The sequence below is a fragment of the Flavobacteriales bacterium genome (assembly GCA_025210295.1).
In the GTDB taxonomy this organism is placed as follows: domain Bacteria; phylum Bacteroidota; class Bacteroidia; order Flavobacteriales_D; family Parvicellaceae; genus S010-51.
In genome coordinates this window covers 175,620-194,045 of sequence record JAOASC010000016.1, presented here as the reverse complement: position 1 = coordinate 194,045, position 18,426 = coordinate 175,620, and the positions used below count along the sequence as shown (strand labels likewise).

Below are 18,426 nucleotides of genomic sequence, written 5' to 3'. Positions count from 1 at the left end.
CTATATTTTTTTTGAAATAGCCCAACCTAAATATTCAAAATCATCTTTCTTTAAAATTGGTTGCTCCAATAGTTCATAGTTTGGAATTAAATAAACATGAATAAGAATGTTTGAATCGTCATTAAAGCTTTTCTTTTTTGAATGTGGAAATATAATGACTAAGTCATTGATGTAGTCGCCAAAATTTATAGTCTGGTGCAATGCTGTTACATATGCTTCTAAGTTATTGTCAACTACAATTCTTTGCTGTAACGTTCCATTTGAAAAAAACTTCGGCCGTAATTCAGCATATTTTGGTCGGAATTCATGTCTCTTAGAAGGGGCAATTTTAATATGTAAACCAGAAAAATTAGTGACTCTTTTAAGCTTAGGGATAAATAGAAGTAAGGGAGCACCAAAGGGAGAGAGGTAACCGCGTATAATCTTAAAGTTACTTAAAGATATAGCTAGATAAAGGATAAAGTACCCATAGTAAATAATTGAATTGAGTAAATATTGATCACCAAACATTTTACCTCTGGTATAACCATTTATTAAGTAGGAAAACATTAAAAGACTTACTAAAGCAAAAATTAAGTAGACTCTTATTTTGTCATTTTGTATTTCTATATTAGGATGGAAAAATGTAGAGATATTTAAAGTGTTGTTAGCATAAATGTGCCAAATATGAATACTAAATATATAGAATACCAAAGTAATCCATTCATAGCTTTGAACACTGTCTTCAAGTAGCCAAAAGTCATAAAACCCATGCATAAGACTGGCAAGAAAAAAGAAAGCAAGGAAGATTATAAAAGAATGACTTTTATACTTGTATTTCGCTAACATCAATCCATATCCAATCGTCGAACTGTCAATAATGTGTGATACTGATGCCGTTAAGGCCCTAGCATTGATGTTGTATAGTGAATGGTCTTGTATATAAGATAGGTTTTCAATAAAAGCAAAGCCAAGTGCAGAAATTGAAGCGTATAAGATATAATCGAAAGGTTCATTAATCGCATTAGTAAACCTTAATAAGATGATTACAGGAAGTATTTTCACAAATTCTTCTACCATTCCAACTGAAATAGTAATGTGGAAAAAAGAATAAACAGGTCCACCAGCTGGAGAATATTCTATAACATCTAAAAGTGTATCGGATAGTGGAAAAACTAAAAAAATAGTCGTCATACTCATCAAAAGAGTAAAGAGGATGTGATACCATTTTTCTGCTTCGTAAATATCAATGCTAACCAGATAAAACAACCAAATGCATAAAATAGCTAAAGCAGAAATTGTTCCCCAGAAACTAATATTAGAAAAACGATTTTTAAAAACAGTTTCCCAATAAGACAAGTATTGAGTTGAACGCATATAGGTAATCCTTTTAAAAAAGGAGTTTAATGCAGGGTTCTTTTTGTTATTATAAACAAGTTCCTTTAGTTTTTCGTTTTTTCTAAAATAAAAATAAAGTCCAGCCAACTCATCAACAGCTTGTTGAATTGAGTCTTTCAAGCCTTGTTTTAAATAGTATTCGGCTTCAGCATAGTTAAATGAATAGTAGGTTTTAGCAAAAGCTTTTCCTTTCAGGTAATTATAGTATTTTAATGTGGTATCAGTAACCAAATTGAGGTGTTCAATAGCCTCTGTTGTATTTCTTAAATCAATATAATGCTGAGCAGAAAAGAGATGACCAATATTTTTACGTATTTCTATAGTGTCTTGAATGTAGTAATTGTAGTATTCTAGGAGTCTGTTTGAATAGAATCCACCATTTATTCCACTGGGGTTATATTGAGAGTGTTTACTGTTTTTATTGATTTGTTGCTCAAGAGTGTAAACATAGTTGTAGTGTAAATCAATGTTATTAGAGTCAGATAATAAGCTATCAAAATAAATGTTATTTAAAGTGAGGTACTTTTGGTATTTTGAATAATGATTAATCCGTTTTTCTGTTGTGTTTAGGTTTAAATCTTTGATATAAACTTTAGAGAAATACAGAGGAGCAGAAACAATAACTGTAAAAAAGATTAATACCAAAAGTGTGTTTCTTTTTCTCTTTTTAGAATGTTTCTTTTGAATAAATGTTTTGAAAATATTTATCAGCAATATGCTTAATAAAATAACAGCGGCAATATTTAATATTAGGTAGAGTATTTCCATGTTTAAGTAAGATTATCCCATCCAAAATGTTCAAAAATAAGCTCCCAATTCTTGTTAAGAGATGCTTTAAGTACCAAATCTTCCTTTGTAAAAGGGTGGGTAAAGCTTAATTGTATAGCGTGTAGGAACAGGTTATGGCAATCAAATTGGTTTTCGTACATCCTATTGTGAAAACGATCTCCATATTTATAATCTCCAACCAATGGATGACTTATTTTGTTTAAGTGTATTCTCAATTGATGCATCCTACCTGTTTTAGGGGTTAGTTCAATTAAACTATACCTTGATTGAGGATAAGGATGCACTGGAATATCCAACTGGATAGAGGTTAGTGTTTTATAAAAGGTTAAGGCATCTTTATAGATTTTAGTGTCTGGGTTTTTTACAGGACTATCTATTTTGCCACTTGGAGCAGCAAAACCGCGAACAATTCCCCAATATCTTTTCTCTATATTATCTGAGGTGAATAACTCTTGGAATACCGCAACGTTTTCTTTTTGTTTACAAAATAATAAAATACCAGAGGTCTTTCGGTCTAAACGATGAACAGGATAGAAACGCTGATTGAATTGGTGTTCTAATAAATCAATTAAAGTAGGGGCCTTGATGTTACGGGCATAATGAGATTGGTGAATCAAAACATTGTTAGGTTTGTTAACGACAATACAATATTTGTCCTCGTAAATAATCTCAATCTTGTCCTGCTCCATTTCCACAAATATAGGGAGAATAGAATTCTTTTTAAGTTATTCTAACTATATAATTGAGTGTTGTTATTCAATATTTAGAGCAATTCAAATAAAATAAGCTGAAGTAGAAATAATAACCTCAGCTTATATACTGTAGCTTCAAGAGCTTATAAAATCGTTTGATACCCTAGGTTGTCAATGGTTTCTTTGACTTTATCCAGCTCAATATTATCGCCTTCTAAGGTGACTGTTTTATCGGCTAAGTTGACTTGTAAATGATCAATGAAAGGTAGTTTCTCAAGGTTCTTTTCAACATTCGCTTTACAGTGGTTACAAGTCATTCCCTCTACTTTAATTGTTTTTGTGGTCATAGTGTTGTTGTTTATATGAATTGGATTATTGTTTTTTGATTGGAGGTATTTTTGGAGGTATCCATTAAGGATTAAACCAATAAGAAGAATGCTAGAAGTAATTTGCCACCAGTCTAATGCTCCAGAGTGATCATGTCCTAAATGTTGTTGTGCGATAATGGTGAACCATTCAGTAGGTAAAACATAGTCTATGATGAGTCCAAAACCTATCGCTCCAGCTATGATAGACCCTAAGTATGCGAATAAACTTTTTCTACCCAATACTTTAGCAATCATTGTAATTGTAGCTGCATTAGTAGCTGGGCCAGCCATTAATAATACAAAAGCAGCGCCAGGACTAACCCCCTTTAAAATGAGAATAGTAGCTAAAGGTATAGATCCAGTAGCACAGATATAAAGTGGAATAGAAACTACCAAAATTAAAAGCATTTGCACAAAAGGAGAGAGATTTAGTAGGTCAAAAAAATCATCTGGGATTAGTGCTGAAATAATTGCAGCCAATACTAAACCGATAATTAACCATTTAGAAATATCTTGAATAAATGCTATAAAACCGTAACGAAAAGCACTAATAAGCTTTTCAGAAAAAGTTGTTGGCTGCTCTGCTTGTTCTTCAAAAACTCTAGACTCTGCTTCGTTTTGTGTGACTACACTTGTTATAAACCCACCAGTTATTCCAGTTACAAGAGCAGCAATAGGCCTAATGATAGCGAAAGGCAACCCCATCAAAGAAAAGGATGCTAAAATAGAGTCAACTCCTGTTTGTGGAGTAGAAATTAAAAAAGAGACTGTACCACCTTTAGAAGCACCATTCTGATAAAAAGCCATTCCTGTTGGAATTACACCACAAGAACAGAGTGGAAGAGGAATACCAAAAATAGAGGCTAAGGCAGATGATTTTAATGGACTTCCACCAAAATAACGTTCAATTTTTTTTTGTGGAATAAAGGCGTAAAGTAAACCAGCAAAGAGAAAGCCTAAGAGAAGGAATGGAGCCATTTCTCCTAAAATCTTAAAAAAGTCTGCCAGAAATTTAAGGATGTATTCTTGTATTTGCATGGTGTAAAATTAGATAATGCAAAAAAAGCAAGAAATCTTGAAAGGAGTATTACACCATTTTAGAAAAGAGTTATATCTTTTTTGGATTAGATTTCATCTAAAGGTATTCGACTATTTTCTTGGAGTTTTTTATAATTGGATGGAGTCATTCCTGTTACTTTTTTAAATTGGCCAGATAAGTGTTGAACACTACTATATCCTAATTGAAATGCGATTTCATTTAAAGAAAGTTCGTTATAGGCAATCAATTCTTTTACTTTTTCTATTTTCTGATTGATGATGTACTTCTCAATGGTAATACCTTCGGTTGACGAAAAAAGGTGACTAAGATAAGAGTAATCATACCCTAATTCTTGGGCAATATAATCTGAACTATTTATTGGTGTTAACACATTTTGAGAATAATGTATTTTTTCAATAATGATGGTTTTTATTTGGTCAATCAATTGACTTTTTTTATCCAGTATTAATTCAAAATCATTGCTTTCAAGAGCAAGTCTAATAGCTTCAATTTGCCTTGAAGATAACTGTGAAGCAACAGTTACTCTTCCTAGTTCGAGTTCTTGAACTGTTAAATTTAATTTTACGAATTCATCCCTAACAACTTTAATGCAGCGTTTGCAAACCATGTTTTTGATATGTAGCGTAGTTGAGTTCATAATACAAAGATAGTTAATTGTATTATCTGATGGAACTTCTAGTACTAGAGTTGACAAAAGAATGATGATTAGAGGGGGATTTTGTTACTTCAAAAACTTTCTTCTATAAACTCTTTGTTTATCACTGCGCCTGTTATATTTCCTCCATATACAGCAGTTGCTACAGAACGCATCATTGTAGTGCTGTCTCCACAAGCAAAAACATTTTTTTGTGAAGTTTTTTGCATAAGATCAACTTCTATATGTCCTGTTTCTGTGAATTTACAACCCAGTTTTTGGGGAAGTTCAGTATTTTGTTCAAAGGGAACAGCAGCATAAGCTGCTTCAAAAGCCTTTTTACTTCCATCATTAAAAATGAGATGGGTAAGATTTCCATCTTTATGTATTATTTCTGTTATTTCCTTTTCAAATACGTTGATGCTATTTTTACTAAGTTTATCTAACTGTTCTTTGTTAAACTGTTCTAGATTAGATGTTATAATGGTGATTTCTTGTGTTAAATTATGGACTAAAGAGGCAAGATGTATAGCTTTATCTCCATTAGCGATTATTGCAGTTTTTTTATTTCTGATTTCATAACCATGACAATAAGGACAATGTACAACTGATATTCCCCAGCACTGATCAAAGCCTTTTATATTGGGGAGTTTATCTTTTATCCCAGTTGCAAAAACTATTTTTTTTGCAGTAAAAATAGTTCCATTTGAGGTAGTTATTTCAAAGCCATCTTCTACAGGTTCAGCGTCTATAACTAATCCTTCATAATAAGTTATACTATCGTATTTTAATACTTGATCCTTTGCTATGCTTGAGATTTCTTTTGGGGGGCTTCCATCTTGTGTTAAAAAATTATGTGAATGGGGAGTTTGACTGTTACAAGGCTTTCCAGAGTCGATGATTAGTGTTTTTCTTAGTGAACGCCCTAAAGACATCGCAGCTGAAAGACCTGCGTAACTTCCTCCGATTATTATTACTTCAAAGTGATTCATTGCTATCTATTGCTTTTAATATGCAACTATGTTACAAATTTAATTAATAAAAGTAATAGTCTGCTTAAAAAATGACAATTATGAATTAAATTAAACAAAAAGATAATTGATTAACTTTGCATAAGTTTATTTGGAAATTACTTAGTAATGAAGCGTATTAGTATATTCTTAAGTTTTATGTTTGCTTTAAATTTGGCTTTTGGTCAAGTAAAGTATGAAAGAGAATATCGATTGAAATCTAGAGAAGTACCTAAACGCGCACTAGATTTTATTGATGTTGATTTAGAAATAAAACAGTTGAAATGGTATAAAGAAGAAAGTTTTCAAGGGATTTCAATTGAAGCCAAATTTAAAATTGATAAAAAAAAGTACAGTGTAGAATTTGACACCTTAGGTCAATTAGAAGATATTGAAGTCCTAGTCAATAAAGCAGAGCTCCCGGCATCAATTTTAAAGCAAATAAATGTAACACTTTCTGATAACTACAAACGCTTTAGAATTCAGAAAATACAAGAGCAATTAAAGGGGGATGTTAAGTATCTGTATTCAATAGATAGTTTAAGAGAGTTAGGTTATGTGTCGGGATATGAATTGATTATAAAAGGGTTTTCTTCTGATGGAGGGGCACTTTATGAATGTTTTTTTGATGTAAAAGGGAAGTTAATCAGTAGGAATAAAATTGTATTAAACTCAACAGAGCACCTTGAATATTAGATTGAAAATAGTACTCCTTTTAATGGCCAATTATTTGATGTGCGCTCAAGTCTTAGCGCAAGGGAATTGGGCGTATGGTAATTTACCCTCAGTTAACTTGACATACAAATTAAAGGGAAGAAATAGTTTAAATTTTGCAACACAACAACGTTTTGGAATGTTGAGTTCTGTAGATCAGGAATTGAAGTATCGGTACATCCTTTCTGATTGTAGTTTACTTTATGCTCATAAAATAGGAGTTGCTTCTAAACTTTCAGTAGGTAGTCTAGTACGTTTTAGAGATGGAAAATGGGCAGTAAGGACAATAGAGCAGTTGGTCTTTTTTAATACCTACAATCAATTTAAGTTTTCACATCGTTTAAGGCTAGATCAAACTTCTGGGGATGCAATAGTCCATCGTTTACGTTACCGTTTGGGAATGCAGATTCCATTAAATGGAGCTGTATTAGATCGTAAAGAGGCTTATATAAAGCTAAATAACGAGTTGTTAAATATATTGGTTAATGGAGAGTTTTCAGCTGAGTATCGATGTTCACCAAATTATGGTTATGTAGTCTCCGATCAGCTTAAATTAGAGTTGGGGATAGATTATCGACTCTCAAATTTAACAGAAGTATCAAAAAATCAAAATTTATGGCTCTTAATTGGAGTCTATTATAAGTTGAACTAAAGTTTTACAGGAGTTGTATACTTTATCAAGGAGTAGTTTTGATCGTTATAAGTTCAATTTCTTCAACTAACTCAGAAGAGTTTCCAAATTGCTTTTCAGTTCTGTTGACTAAAAAGAAAGCGCTTAAGTTATCCTTTTTGTTTTTAAAGTCAATTCTGATGGTATCATTATTACTGCTATCCGAAACGCTAAAGTGTTTGAATTTTAGTTGCATTGGCGCTTTAAAATAGTCATTAGAATCAAGAGAAGAGTAGAGGTTCTGTAGTTCTTCCTCAATAGCTGTCTTAAACTCTTTTTCCAATGTATGGTCTTGGCTTATTTTAATTAGATCTTCCAAAGTTTCAAGTTGTTGTTGGGCTTTTTTTCTCCATTTTTTAGGAGTAAAGGAAGTTGCATTGGAAGTCAGCTCTTTTTGCATAACATCATCGTTTTTGGCTTCTTCCATAGCAGTCGCTTCTTCAAACTCTAGAGACGGAGCATAGGCTTTACTTTCGTCGTGCTGAGCGGAACAACTAGAAAGTAAAATGAATATTCCTAGAGCTAAAACTTGATATGTGTTCATTAAGCTTTTCATCTTTCAAGGAATTTAATGGTTGAAATTTTCTCCCCATCATAAATGGTATTGATGATTTCCGTTCTCTGTAAGCCTCTTGTAGGTAAAGTGAGTTTGTTGATAAACTCTTTCTTACTTAAAATCGCAATGGTAAAACCATCTTCACTAATCTCATAAGCTTTTAATTCTTCCGACATCATTTCTGAAAGTTGTTGACGCCTCTTTTTCCAGTCTTTAACTTTAGAGTTAGCAAACAGGTGTAACATCATTGTATAGTCATCAGGTTCTATAAAAATGGTTTCTTCATAACTTTCTTTGGTTATTGTTCTTTTGATGTGAAGTGGTCGATAAAAACGACCTTTAATTACAAATTCAACCTCTTGACCAGTTCCCTCAAAGCAATTGGTTAACAATGGTTTAAAAACAGGAGATTCATCAGTTTTAATGACTTTTACTGCTAAGAAAGAATCAACAACTGGCAAATGTGTATTTTGATCAATAAAACAAAAACGATAGTGAGTAGGGGTTGTAGGAAGCCAATTTATAATCATAAATAGTACTGCTAGAGTACTCAGACCAAAAACTAAATATTTTTTATAGAGGCTTTTCTTAGGTGGCTCAGGAGTTATAGGTACGGGAGGTATTTTTGTTGTAGCTTTAATTTCGGAGGTTTCATTTGTCGTATATTTGTATGAAAAAGCTTTCCAACTCTCTTCATCAATATAGTTAGCAAAAAGATTTAATGTATCTACCCTCGGAAGTTTATCTTGTTGTTTTTTTATGTGTGTATAAAACCACTTTTCACTAATAGAACCTAATACTTTTTGTTGTAGGTCTTCACGAAATAGAGCAATTTCTTCCCCTTTCCATTCTTGAATAGGAAGACTTACCTCAGGATGATTTTCCCTAAGTTTTCGAGCCACCCTTTCAAGTAGTTGATCAAATAACTGTCGTTCGCTAGCCTTCACTCAATCAAAGATAGAATTATTTGTTTATTGATGAGTTGTTGTTGGTTTTTTTTAAGTTTTTCTATCTATGTGCTTATTTTTTAACAAGATTTATGATAGATAAGTAGGCTTTACTTTTGTTTATGATAGTAATACTATTATTTTTGCGTCCAAAATTATTAACAATGGATCGGCTTTCTAATTTAAGTATTAACGTCAATGAGAATGTGTACCTCAAAAATCCTAATTCTTCCACATTAGGAAAAAAGATTATTGGAGGGAGTATTGAATTAATTGAACAGCTTGGCTTTGAGGAATTCACCTTTAAAAAGTTAGCAAAGCACATTACTTCAACAGAAGCATCAATTTATCGGTATTTTGAGAGTAAACATCATGTGTTGATCTATTTAGTGCACTGGTATTGGGGATGGCAAGAATATCGTTTGCTGCTAAGATTAACTAATGTTGATTGCCCAATTCAACGTCTGGAGAGAGCAATTAATGTGTTAACAGAAGAGATTAAAGAGGATTCTACATTTTCGCAAATCAATGAAGTTTTATTAAATAGAATTGTAATTAGCGAGTCCTCAAAAGCATACTTAAATAAGGCGGTAGATAAGGATAATGAATTGGGATATTTTTTAAAATATAAAGACGTTGTAGCTAGAGTTTCATCAATTATTTTAGAAATCAACTCAGCGTTTAAATACCCCCATATGTTGGTGTCAACAGTAATAGAAGGAGCGCATCATCAACGCTTCTTTGCAGAACATTTACCACGTTTAACAGATGTAGTTGAAGGTGAAGATGCAGTAACAACATTTTATAAAGAATTAGTCATTAAAGAAATTACGAAATAATAACATGAGTCAATTAAGTCCAGTAAACCGTTTTTGGTTATTGATTAAACCCGATAAGGTAGAAATTAGAAATGTATATATCTATGCATTCTTTTTGGGACTTGTCAATTTATCATTGCCAATAGGTATCCAATCGATCATCAACTTGATACAAGGAGGAAAAATGAGTACATCTTGGATTGTATTGGTTACATTAGTGATCTTGGGAGTAGTCATATCAGGTATCCTACAAATCCAACAACTTAGAATATCAGAATATTTACAACAGAAAATATTTACAAGAGCAGCATTTGAATTTGCTTTTCGAATTCCCAAAATTAAATTGGAAGCTTTATTTAAACAATATGCTCCAGAATTAATGAACCGTTTCTTTGATGTAGTTTCAGTACAAAAGGGATTGTCTAAGGTATTGATTGATTTTTCAACAGCGTCAGTACAAACTTTATTTGGATTGCTACTGTTATCTCTTTATCATCCATTTTTTATTGTTTTTAGCTTGATTTTAATTGTTTTAGTGTACTCAATTTTTAAGGTAACGTCTAAAAGAGGATTGGATACAAGTTTGGAAGAATCGAAACATAAATACAATATTGCACATTGGTTAGAGGAATTGGCCAGAACAAGTATCAGTTTTAAATTAGCTGGTAATACGGAACTTCCAATGTTAAGAACCGACAAATATGTTGGAGAGTACATCGAAGCAAGAGAAAACCACTTTACCATTTTAAAATACCAATACATCTTGATGGTAGTCTTCAAGGTTTTGGTGACGTCAGGATTATTAGTGGTAGGAAGTATTTTGGTGATGGAGCAACAAATGAACTTAGGACAATTCGTCGCTGCTGAAATTATTATTCTTTTAGTATTAGGAGCTGTAGAAAAATTAATTTTAAGTTTAGAGACAATTTATGACGTACTCACTGCATTAGAAAAAGTAGGGCAGGTATCTGATCTTGAAATAGAGCGTTGTGAAGGAATAGAAATCGAAACCTGTAATCTAGATAAAGGTTTGTCATTAGAGTTTAAAAATGTTGATTTTGGATATCCTGGTCAAGAAAACAATATCTTCTCCAATGTTAACCTTGAAATTGATTCTAGTGAAAGTGTGTTAATAGTTGGAAGCAGTGATTCAGGTAAAACGACTTTATTGTATTTGCTAGCTGGACTTTATAAAGTAAAAAAAGGAACTGTTGTTATCAATAATTTACCAATTTCTAACTATAATCCACAATATTTAAGGTCTGTTATAGGAGATTGTCTAATGGATGAGTTGTTGTTTGAGGGGACTCTTTTAGAAAACATTACGATGGGTAGGCCTAGTGCTACTTTTGAAAATGTTCAATGGGCAATCGAAAAGTTAGGCTTGAGTTCATTCATTAAATCTTTAGATAAAGGATATGACACTAAGATTTTCCCTCAAGGAAAACAATTCTCAAAAGGTATTGTCGACAAGTTAATTTTAGCAAGAAGTATAGCAGATAAACCTAAGTTATTATTGGTTAAAGATGTTTTCTCTTCATTAGTAGGAGAGGAACGTAAGCAAATAATGGAGTTCCTTACAGATAAGTCTAATCCTTGGACGCTGGTTATTGCTTCAAGAGATGGCTATTTGAGAGACAAAGTGAATCAGGTAGTTTTAGTTGAAAATCAATCATTACGTAAAATCGTTTAATTATGTTAAACATTTCAGAAAATAGTGTTTCAAAATATATTTTACCCAAAGCTTATAGAACATTAAGTGAGGTCGAAAAAAAGCATTCGAGTAGAGTGTTACGAAAAATAATTATTGGATTTACAGTGATAAGTTTTGTCGTTTTATTTTTACCGTGGACACAAAATGTTCGTTCAGAAGGATATATCACAACGTTGAAACCTGACCAACGTCCACAAAGCCTAAATTCGATAATAGGAGGTCGAATAGATAACTGGTATGTTAAAGAGGGGGATTATGTGAATAAAGGAGATACTATCTTAAAAATATCGGAAATTAAAGATGCTTATTTTGATGATGAATTGCTACAGCGAACTAAAAATCAAATTGAGTTAAAAGAAGAGTCTGTAAAAGCGTATGGAGATAAAATAGCTATTCAAACCAATCAATTAGACTTGCTTCAAAAGCAGATGAACCTTAAACTAACTCAGGCTAAAAACAAGTTAGGACAAGCTATTTTGAAAGTACAAAATGACAGCATTAATTTTGAGTCGGCGAAGTTAAATTATACTACTGCTAGTGCACAGTATGATAGAGCTGATAGTTTATATGCAATAGGTTTAAAATCAAAAATCGACTTAGAAAAAAGGAGGGTAAAGAAACAGGAGACTAAATCGTATGAATTAGCAGCTAAAAATAAATACCTGAACAGCCAAAATGAAGTATTAAATTTAAAAGTAGAGTTGTCAAATATTGAAGTAAAGTTTCAATCAGACTATAATAAAATTGAATCAGAACGATTTAGTACAGTTTCTCGAAAACTAGATACGGAAACCAATATCAATAAACTAAAGAATCAATACAGTAACTATCAGTTTAGAAACGGATTGTATTTTATTACCGCACCACAAGATGGTTATATCACCAAAACTTTTATCAGTGGAATAGGAGAAGTGATTAAAGAGGGGCAACAAATTCTAACATTGATGCCAAAGCATTATGATTTAGCAGTTGAGTTATACGTAAAACCTATTGATCTTCCTTTAATTAAAAAAGGAGAACACGTGAATATTCAGTTTGATGGTTGGCCAGCTATCGTCTTTTCTGGATGGCCAAGTGCAAGTTATGGTACATTCCAAGGGAAAATATATGCAATTGACCAATTTATAAGTGCCAATGGTAAGTATAGAGTTTTAGTTAGGGAAGATTCTACAGATCACTGCTGGCCTGATGACTTGAGGTTTGGTTCTGGGGCAACCAATTTAATGTTGTTAAAAGATGTTCCAGTTTGGTATGAGTTATGGCGAAACATTAACGGTTTCCCTCCTGAATATTATGAGGTAAAAGAAGAAGAAGCAAAAAACCTTAAAAAGAAGTAAGAATGAGAAACTATTTGTTCGTTATATTTTTATTGGGGGGCTTGTCTTTATTCGGACAGGATACTGCTGTAACTTTTAGTTATACAGATTATATTGCTGTTGTAAAAAAACATCATCCTTTGGTTTATACTGCTCAATTGGAAGGAGAAAAGGGAGCATTAGAGTTAAAGAAAGCTAGAGGTGGTTTTGATCCTAAATTAAAAGGGGATATCTCTCAAAAGTATTTTGAAGAAAAGCAGTATTATAGCTATATCAATGGAGGATTAGTCATTCCAACCTGGTTTGGTGTAAGTCTCCATGGAGGCTATAATGAAAACGATGGCTATCTATTAAACCCAGAATCTTATACACCTTCTGAGGGGCTGTGGAATGCAGGTGTGACAGTTAATTTAGGAAAAGGATTGTTTATTGATAAACGAAGAGCTGATTTAAAACAAGCTAAAATCATTCAAAACTCAACCTTGTTAGAACAGCAGGTTATCCAAAATCAATTAGTTTTTGATGCTTCACAAGCTTATTTTGAATGGCAAAAAGCATATCGAAAGCTTCAAGTTTATAGTCAAGCAGTTGCAAATGCTGAAGAGCGATTAAATGCGATTCAATTGAGTGTTATAAGAGGAGAAAAACCTGCATTAGATACACTTAAGGTATCTATCCAATTACAAGATCGTAGCTTAAAACAGGAGCAAGCTAGCGTTGCAGAAAAGAATAAGAGAATGTGGGTCAATACTTTTTTATGGCAAGACGGGTATGTTCCTTTAGAACTTGCATCAACAATAGAACCTTTCTTGGATATGGAGGTAGGAGAGAATGATACTTTAAATTTTGTAACATTATCTCAAACACATCCAGAAGTGTTAATGTATGAAAATGATGTTGAAATTAGTAAAATTGATTTACAGCTAAAGAAAGAATATCTCAAACCAACTGTCCAGTTAAAGTATAACTCGCTTTCAGCAAATACTTCCTATAATGTTGAGGATTATAACTGGGGAGCAAAAGTAAGCTACCCAATTTTTACTCGAAAAGAACGTGCTTCGGCTAAACTTTCAGGAATCAAATTAGAGCAAAAAAGAATGGGGCTTTTAAATAAACAAGCGATGATTCGATACAAGATGGAAGCTGCTTATAATCAATTAACATCATCAAAAGATCAAATGCTTATTCAAGAAAAATCTACCGAGATGTATTTACAAATATTTGAAGCTGAACAAACACTTTTTAATATTGGAGAATCATCTTTGTTTATGGTTAATGTTCGAGAACAAAATTATATTGAGTCTCAAATTAAGTTAATAGATGTTCAATTTAGAAATTGGTTAGCTCAAGCTGAATTGAAGTATCAATTGGTGAAATTATAATCCTTTTCGGTATAATTTTCTTTTGTAAATAGATTGTAAAATGATTTACAGTACTGTTTACTAGTGATTTACAAGAATTGACGTTGTTGTGTACTTAGTTTTGGAGTGTAATCAAAAAACACACAAAATTATGAAGACAACAATTCAAACAATCGGACTTTTTATCATTTTAGGATTTACTTCATGCGGAAGTCAATATGATCAATATGAAGCAAAGTCGTATGCCCCACAAGCAGAAATGGAAGAGGCTGTTTATGAAGAAATAGCGAAAATGGATGATGCTGCTATGGGGAATAGTCAAGCAGCCGAACAGGAAATATTTGCCGAGAACCATCAAGATGGAGTTCGTTCATTAGCGGCAAGTATAGAAAATGATGGCAACTTACGTTTTATTAGAAAAGCACAAATTAGATTTAAAACATGTAAAGTAAGAAATACGACACATTACCTCGAACATGCGGTAGTGAATCTAGGTGGAATAGTAACCAATACAAAGTTGTATAGTGACATTGAGAGTGTTAAGAAAATTGCTGTAAGTAAAGATTCTTCTTTACGTATTACTAGGTATCGAGTAAACAATGATATGACGATTAGAATTCCTAATACTCAACTGGATTCATTGTTAAAGGTGATCGCTCCAAAAGTTAAGTTTCTAGATGAACGAATTGTTACAGCTAATGAAATTAGCCTAAGAGAATTAAAAAATAACTTAGAGCAGCAACGTTTGACCGAATATCATGAAAAATTATCAAAGGCAATAAAAAATCAGAAGGATAAAATGAATAAAGTTGTAGATGCGCACGATAGGATGTTGCAAAAACAACGTCAAAAAGATGCAGCTCTAATTAGAAATATGGAATTAGATTTTGAAGTTGAATACAGTACTGTGCAGTTAACATTTTATCAAGAAGCCTCTTTAGATAAAGAATTAGTAGAAAATGAATTGAATATAAAGGATTTTGAGCCCTCTTTTTTTACACAACTCTGGGAAAGTTTAGTGAATGGGTTTAATGGTTTATTATTTATAATTGTACAGTTGGCAAATGTTTGGTTTGTTATACTCGCACTAGTTGTTGCTTGGGTAGTTTATAAAAGAAGAAAAGGCAAAGCATAAATATACATACGCTCTTCATTTGATAATTAAAATGAAGAGCGTTGTCTTGAATTTACTTAAATAAGAATTGGTATGAAAAAGTTATTCAAAAGGATAGTGTTTGCTGTCGCTTTAAGTCCAGTAGTCTATTTAGTTGTTGCATTGTTATTTACACACATTACTGTAAATACAAAAAACCTTGATTCTGAAAATAAAAGGGACAACAGTATTTACATTAAAACAAACGGGGTGCATTTAGACTTGATTTTATCCAATAATGAATTTGATTTTCTTAACCTCGATTGTAACTATCTAGCAATAGGATGGGGGGATAAAGACTTTTATTTAAACACGCCATCTTTTAGTAATCTAAAAATCAAAACAGCTTTTAACGCTTTGTTTCTTGAGAGTCCAACACTGTTACATGTTACAAAATACCATGAAATTCAAAATAATTGGACAGAAATTCAAATTACAGAAGAGCAATTAATAAGTATAAAAAGAAATATACTAAATTACTTCAATCCCAGTAATCTAAAACCAATTCAAGGATATGGGAGTTCGGATTTTTTTTACCAAGCTAAAGGAAGTTATTCTTGTTTTTTTACTTGTAATTCATGGGTGAATAGTATCCTAAAGCAAGCCAATGTTAAAGCAAGTTTATGGACGCCATTTAGTTATCGTTTAATAACATTACATCAGAATTGAAGCTATTTTCAACTGCTTTCAATACAAGCATATACATTGCTAAAGTCCATTTTTGCTAAATCACTTTTATGGATAACGAAAAAAAGTTCGCCAGCATCCCAAAAGCAAAAACCAGTATTGTTGTCTGAGCATACTTTTAATAAAAGCACCCAATCTTCAGGATTTCCTTTGTGTTTTAATGCTGCTTGTTCCTGAGGGGATTCATGTTGGGTAAAGACATAGTCATTGATACTGTGATGTTCATCTTGATAATAACAGTTGTTCCATGCTCTGTATACTCCAGTTTTACCTAATGCTTTTGCAAGTTGTGTTCTTACTTCCTCTGTAAAGGCTTTATGATCTTCATGATTATAATCTTCTAAGTTGTTAAGTTCTGGTGCATTTACAAATTGGTACCAATATTCATCGGAGTAAAAAGAGGGGAGCGCAACAAAAGAAGAGAGTTTTACCCTAAAGGGATGGTATGGTTCAATACTGTCATAAAAAGTAAGTTCCTGTTCTTTTAAATTCAGTGCCGATTGGAGTTCATGTTTAGGATGATAAATAACCTTGCAGTTAAAGCTTTCTTCATCTTGTAAGTAGAAGTAGAGCATGCCTGTTCTTGGGAGGTAGTCTTGATAAGGAGCTAACTCTTCACAATTGAGTTGTCCAATAAAGATTAAGTGATAATCAGTAGTTTCTTCATCGTATTGATAATGCCATGATGGATAATTTTCTCCAAGCGGTAAATCAGGCAAACCACCAAATCGAGTGTTTCCAATTTGTGAATAATTGTCAGCTTCAGTAGTGTTAATACAAACCGCTTTTAATGCCAATAGCTCAAGTGCTTTTTGATGTTTTTCTAGTACTGTACCCTGAATAGCTTGTTTAAACTGATGGGATAATTGAGTGTCATGCTGAGCTAAAAACGAAGTGTTTTCCCAGGAAACAGTTCCTTTCCTATCGGCACCTAGGTAGTCATAATTGAGTAACCTACGTTTAGCATCAATGTTCAGTTCGAGTTCAATATTATTGTAAGTATCTGGTAAGTTGGTTAATGGGTTGTTGTCAATGTTGATGGTTTTTAATAAAGGTTGAGTAGCCAAACTTTCAGGTAAGGTTTTAAGTTGATTGTTTGATAAATCAATGTTGATGATTTGAGCTAGTTCAATCTTTTCTGGAACCGTTTGAATTTGATTACGACTAGCCCATAAATACTTTAAGTTAGGAAGTGTGACTATACTTTTAGGTAGGGTAGTGATTTGATTGTTAGAAATGTGTATTCGCTCAAGTAGTTTTAACTTTCCTATTGATTCAGGAAGGTGCTGAATAGAAGTATTGCTAATATGTAATTCGGTTAGTTGTGATAAGTTACCAATAGCATCATCAATTTCAGTTAACGCTTCAACGGTTTCTTTAGCGTGGTTGGATGGAGAATGAATCGTTAATTTTTTCAAATTTTTAAATAGAAGAATCTCCTTAGGAAAAGAAGCTTTAGTCCAATTGTTTATCCATAAGTATTCAACCTGGTCAGGAGCAGCTTGAAGGGCTTCTTTCAAAGTGAATTGATAGCTAATCCAATTAATTTTACTCGGATCTAGTTGTATATAGCATTTAATTTTAAAAGTGGGTTCATCTTGATATGATTTCTTAAAAAGGCCATTGATGCCTAACCAACCATTTTGTAATGTGGTTGTTCCGTAAAAATCATAACCAATACCCTTATTGCGAAAATGAAGATAATGTGGTGCACCCGATTTTCCATCTTCAAAGGTAAATTCACCAGTAGGAATACCATGCTGAAAGATTTTATTAGAATCAAATGAAAGTTGAATTTCTCCATCTTCAAGTTCATAACCATACTCTAACAATTCACAAGCTTTAGCTGCTTCAATGTCAATTGCTTTTGCTTTAATTTGAATGTATAATTTATGACTAAAGTCAACCGTGTGCCAATAACAGCTTTCTTCAATAAAAGTAAACTCAAATTCATCGATTTGAATAAACTCTTTTCCATCTTTAGGGATTTGGAAAGAAGGGATGTCTAGTGGTTGTTTCTCTTCTTGTTGAGAAAACGCTGTTTCATAACTTTGCTGTGTTTCGAGTACAGCTTGTTCGAAAGAACTTGACCACACGGAGGCATCTCCCATAACGGTAAGAGATTGAAAAGTGGCTTCGCATATCGCTTGATACTTTGCTGTGTTTTTGGTTTCGTATACAAATTGAAATTCTAAACACCACGTCTCATCTAAAATTAAGCACGCATTAAAATAGTTAATTTTAAAGTGGTTGTCTTGGAAAAAAGCATTGGTATGAGTTTCTACAATGTAGGTTTTATAAGCATCAAATTCGATGATTCGACTTGAAATAACCTGTGTCTGAAACCCTTCAGTCCATGTAATGTATTGTTCAAGAAAATTAGCCCCTTTCTGTGTTTTGATGTGTTCAATTTTGTTGAGCGAAATATCTATAAATGGAGGTTGGTGATCAAACTGTTCACTATGGTTAGTCAAACGAATTTTTATAGAAGTATCAACAGTAGGTTCAAAATTTGGAGGAGCATTAAAGTTGAAAATAGTATTTTTCATGGTAGGCCATT

Annotated in this window: 16 protein-coding genes; 8 read left to right on the top strand and 8 right to left on the bottom strand. The window is 32.5% G+C overall.

What is annotated here, in order from left to right; all coding sequences use genetic code 11:
• The 5 genes from N4A35_03530 to N4A35_03510 all read right to left on the bottom strand — a co-directional run bounded on the left by N4A35_03530 (position 1) and on the right by N4A35_03510 (position 5,912).
• Positions 1-2,145, bottom strand: coding sequence for a PrsW family intramembrane metalloprotease (locus tag N4A35_03530; protein MCT4580465.1), 2,145 nt, complete (start codon positions 2,143-2,145; stop codon positions 1-3).
• Between the two features lie 2 nt (positions 2,146-2,147).
• On the bottom strand, positions 2,148-2,855 hold the full coding sequence (locus N4A35_03525) for a pseudouridine synthase (GenBank protein MCT4580464.1): 708 nt from the start codon (positions 2,853-2,855) through the stop codon (positions 2,148-2,150).
• 146 nt (positions 2,856-3,001) lie between these two features.
• Complete coding sequence (locus N4A35_03520) at positions 3,002-4,264, bottom strand: permease (GenBank protein ID MCT4580463.1); 1,263 nt, start codon at positions 4,262-4,264, stop codon at positions 3,002-3,004.
• 86 nt (positions 4,265-4,350) lie between these two features.
• Positions 4,351-4,923, bottom strand: a complete 573-nt coding sequence (locus N4A35_03515) for an AraC family transcriptional regulator (protein MCT4580462.1) — start codon at positions 4,921-4,923, stop codon at positions 4,351-4,353.
• 89 nt (positions 4,924-5,012) lie between these two features.
• A complete protein-coding gene (locus N4A35_03510; GenBank protein MCT4580461.1) occupies positions 5,013-5,912 on the bottom strand; it encodes an NAD(P)/FAD-dependent oxidoreductase in 900 nt (299 codons plus the stop codon).
• A 147-nt stretch (positions 5,913-6,059) separates the two neighbouring features.
• Between N4A35_03510 and N4A35_03505 the strand changes: the two genes are divergently transcribed.
• The gene (locus N4A35_03505) at positions 6,060-6,626 is read left to right on the top strand and encodes a hypothetical protein (GenBank protein MCT4580460.1); all 567 of its coding nucleotides are present in this window, start codon (positions 6,060-6,062) and stop codon (positions 6,624-6,626) included.
• Position 6,627: 1 nt separating this feature from the next.
• Entirely contained in the window at positions 6,628-7,296 is a 669-nt protein-coding gene (locus tag N4A35_03500; GenBank protein ID MCT4580459.1) for a DUF2490 domain-containing protein, read from the top strand.
• A 25-nt stretch (positions 7,297-7,321) separates the two neighbouring features.
• Here N4A35_03500 and N4A35_03495 read toward each other — a convergent pair whose 3' ends face one another.
• Both N4A35_03495 and N4A35_03490 read right to left on the bottom strand, forming a co-directional pair.
• Positions 7,322-7,870, bottom strand: a complete 549-nt coding sequence (locus N4A35_03495; protein MCT4580458.1) for a hypothetical protein — start codon at positions 7,868-7,870, stop codon at positions 7,322-7,324.
• Positions 7,867-8,817 carry a hypothetical protein gene (locus tag N4A35_03490; GenBank protein ID MCT4580457.1) on the bottom strand — a complete coding sequence of 317 codons (951 nt, stop codon included), beginning with the start codon at positions 8,815-8,817 and terminating at the stop codon, positions 7,867-7,869. Before N4A35_03490 ends, N4A35_03495 begins: the two co-directional genes overlap by 4 nt.
• A gap of 122 nt (positions 8,818-8,939) precedes the next feature.
• On the opposite strand from N4A35_03490, the gene N4A35_03485 reads away from it, so the two are divergent.
• The 6 genes from N4A35_03485 (at position 8,940) to N4A35_03460 (ending at position 15,848) form a co-directional block, all read left to right on the top strand.
• The gene (locus N4A35_03485; protein MCT4580456.1) at positions 8,940-9,656 is read left to right on the top strand and encodes a TetR/AcrR family transcriptional regulator; all 717 of its coding nucleotides are present in this window, start codon (positions 8,940-8,942) and stop codon (positions 9,654-9,656) included.
• A gap of 4 nt (positions 9,657-9,660) precedes the next feature.
• Positions 9,661-11,328 carry an ATP-binding cassette domain-containing protein gene (locus N4A35_03480; GenBank protein ID MCT4580455.1) on the top strand — a complete coding sequence of 556 codons (1,668 nt, stop codon included), beginning with the start codon at positions 9,661-9,663 and terminating at the stop codon, positions 11,326-11,328.
• 2 nt (positions 11,329-11,330) lie between these two features.
• Positions 11,331-12,686, top strand: coding sequence for an HlyD family secretion protein (locus N4A35_03475; GenBank protein ID MCT4580454.1), 1,356 nt, complete (start codon positions 11,331-11,333; stop codon positions 12,684-12,686).
• Positions 12,687-12,688: 2 nt separating this feature from the next.
• Complete coding sequence (locus N4A35_03470; GenBank protein MCT4580453.1) at positions 12,689-14,047, top strand: TolC family protein; 1,359 nt, start codon at positions 12,689-12,691, stop codon at positions 14,045-14,047.
• Between the two features lie 130 nt (positions 14,048-14,177).
• Positions 14,178-15,161, top strand: coding sequence for a DUF4349 domain-containing protein (locus N4A35_03465; protein MCT4580452.1), 984 nt, complete (start codon positions 14,178-14,180; stop codon positions 15,159-15,161).
• A gap of 72 nt (positions 15,162-15,233) precedes the next feature.
• Positions 15,234-15,848: a DUF2459 domain-containing protein gene (locus N4A35_03460; GenBank protein MCT4580451.1), complete on the top strand. Its 615-nt coding sequence runs from the start codon at positions 15,234-15,236 to the stop codon at positions 15,846-15,848.
• Between the two features lie 8 nt (positions 15,849-15,856).
• Here the strand turns inward: N4A35_03460 and N4A35_03455 are convergent, their stop codons facing one another.
• Positions 15,857-18,415: a DUF1963 domain-containing protein gene (locus tag N4A35_03455; protein ID MCT4580450.1), complete on the bottom strand. Its 2,559-nt coding sequence runs from the start codon at positions 18,413-18,415 to the stop codon at positions 15,857-15,859.
• Between the last annotated feature and the right edge of the window lie 11 nt (positions 18,416-18,426).